Annotated in this window: 1 protein-coding gene, 1 tRNA gene and 1 pseudogene; 2 read left to right on the top strand and 1 reads right to left on the bottom strand. The window is 71.7% G+C overall.

What is annotated here, in order from left to right:
* Positions 1–259: 259 nt before the first annotated feature.
* Positions 260–335 (bottom strand) — tRNA-Arg (locus Q1K57_RS07140).
* Positions 336–487: 152 nt separating this feature from the next.
* On the opposite strand from Q1K57_RS07140, the gene Q1K57_RS07135 reads away from it, so the two are divergent.
* Together Q1K57_RS07135 and Q1K57_RS07130 are read left to right on the top strand one after the other, a co-directional pair.
* Positions 488–1,684 carry an FAD-dependent oxidoreductase gene (locus tag Q1K57_RS07135; protein WP_300080384.1) on the top strand — a complete coding sequence of 399 codons (1,197 nt, stop codon included), beginning with the start codon at positions 488–490 and terminating at the stop codon, positions 1,682–1,684.
* A gap of 108 nt (positions 1,685–1,792) precedes the next feature.
* Positions 1,793–2,319, top strand: a pseudogene (locus tag Q1K57_RS07130) (phosphoenolpyruvate carboxykinase); the annotation flags it as partial.

Genomic DNA, 2,319 nt, shown 5'->3' with positions numbered 1-2,319 from the left:
GTCCAGCGATCCCACACGACGCTCGGATCCACCCTGGCCGTGAGGGTGTGCTCGTGGACGATCATCGATTACCTACTCCCCAGACGTTGGACCAGCACCATTGTGCGGCACCGATGCCCCTAGCCGTCCATGGGTTCAGCGAGCGGGACCCCTCACGCACCCGTGGCTGCCGAGCCACCGAGGCCCTAGGCCCGGCAGCATCGGGCGCCGGGCGGGGAGAACGAGACGCGCCCCGCACCGGATCGGTACGGGGCGCCTGTGGCGCGCTTGGAGGGACTCGAACCCCCAACCTGCTGATCCGTAGTCAGCTGCTCTATCCATTAAGCTACAAGCGCATCGGTCTGCGACCGAGCGCCTACTCTACTCCCCACCCCGAGCGCCGTCCAAACCGCGGTTGCCGCCCCTCCGTGCGGCCCGCTGGCACGCCCTCGCGGCAGCTCCCCCCAGCACCTATCGTGAGCCCACCAGCTGATCAACGGAGGAACCCATGACCGACGTCCTCATCATCGGCGCCGGGCTGGCCGGCTTGCGCGCCGCCCGAGTTCTCGCGGACGCAGGCGTCGGCGTCCAGATCATCGACGCCGCCGAGCGGCCGGGCGGACGCGTCGCCACGGACGCCGTCGACGGCTTCCTCCTCGACCGTGGCTTCGCCGTCCTCAACCCGGCCTACCCCGAACTTCGCGCCGCCGTCGACGTGGCCGACCTGCGCCTCCAACCGTTCGGCCGCGGCGTCCAGATCGCCGGCCCGGACGTGACCCTGGCCGACCCCACCCGCCACCCCGGCCTCCTGAGGCAAACCCTGGGCGGCGGCGTCCTGAAACCCGGCGACGCCGTCGCCCTCACCCGGTGGCTCGCGACCGCCCGCCCCGGCACGTCTCTCGCAGCGTCCCTGGACGACGCGGGCGTCACCGGCGACGTGCGCACCGTCTTGAACGCCTTCCTCTCCGGCGTCATCGCGGACGCCGCCGGCGCCACCGATGCCGGTTGGGTCCGCCGCCTGGTGGGCTTCTTCCTGCGCGGCACGCCCGGCCTGCCCGTGGACGGCATCGCCTCGCTGCCGGCCCTCCTCGCCCGCGGTGTGACCGTCGACACCGGACGCACGGCCACCGCTGTCACCCCCGGCGCCCACCCCACCGCCACGATCGACGGCGAGCAGGTCGCCGCCCGTGTCGTCATCGTCGCCACGGACGCCGCCACCGCGACCCGGCTCACCGGCCTTCCCACCCGCCCCATGCGCGGACTGGCCACGTGGTGGTTCGCCACGGACGCCGCCCCGGCCGGTCACCCGTTTATCCTCGTGGACGGCGTCCGCGGCCGTGGACCGGTCGTCAACACCGCGGTCGTGTCCAACGCAGCGCCCAGCTACGCCCCGCCCGGGCAACACCTCGTCGAGGCGTCCACCCTGCTCGACGACGGACCGGCGCCGCGCGAACCGGACGTCCGTCGCCATGTGGGCGCCCTCTACGGCACCCCGACCGACGCCTGGCGCACCCTGCGGGTGGACATCCTGCCGCGGTCGCTGCCCGACCTGCCGCCCGGCTGGCGTCCGAGCGTCACCGAGGTCGCGAAGAACGTCCACGTGGCCGGCGATCATCTCGGCGGCGGCTCGTTCGACGGGGCGCTCGCTTCCGGACGCCGCACCGCCGAGGTGGTGCTGAAACGTCTGGGCGTTACCGTCGGGTGACGGTTCCGGACCGTACTCCCGGTTCGATGTGAGCTGGGCCGCGATTCCGGGCATGATGGGTGCACACGGACGGCGAGGATGCCGCCGGATGCTACGAAGGAGTCCGCAATGTCCGCCCAGACGGCCTCGACCAACGCCCCCTCGAACGCCCCGGCCGACGTGGTCGCCTGGGTCGAGGAGATCGCCGCGCTGACCCAGCCCGACGCCATCCACTGGTGTGACGGTTCCGAGGAGGAGCGTGACCGTCTCTACGCCGAGATGGTGGCCGCCGGCACCTTCACTCAGCTGAACCAGGAGAAGCGCCCCAACTCCTACCTGGCCCGTTCGACGCCCTCCGACGTCGCTCGGGTGGAGTCGCGGACGTTCATCTGTTCCGAGAAGGAGTCCGACGCCGGTCCGACGAACAACTGGGCCGATCCCGCCGAGATGCGCGCGACCCTGCGGCCGCTGTACGAGGGGTCGATGCGAGGCCGGACGATGTATGTGATCCCGTTCTCCATGGGCCCGCTGGGTGGCAACATCAGCCGCCTGGGCGTCGAGATCTCCGACAGCCCGTACGTGGTGGTCAACATGCGGATCATGACGCGCATGGGCAGCGAGGCTCTCGCCGCGATCGCCGAGACCGGCGACTGGGT

Origin of the sequence: Propioniciclava sp., assembly GCF_029977985.1 — a bacterium.
Classification (GTDB): Bacteria; Actinomycetota; Actinomycetes; order Propionibacteriales; family Propionibacteriaceae; genus Propioniciclava.
This window is presented reverse-complemented; position numbering and strand designations above follow the sequence as displayed.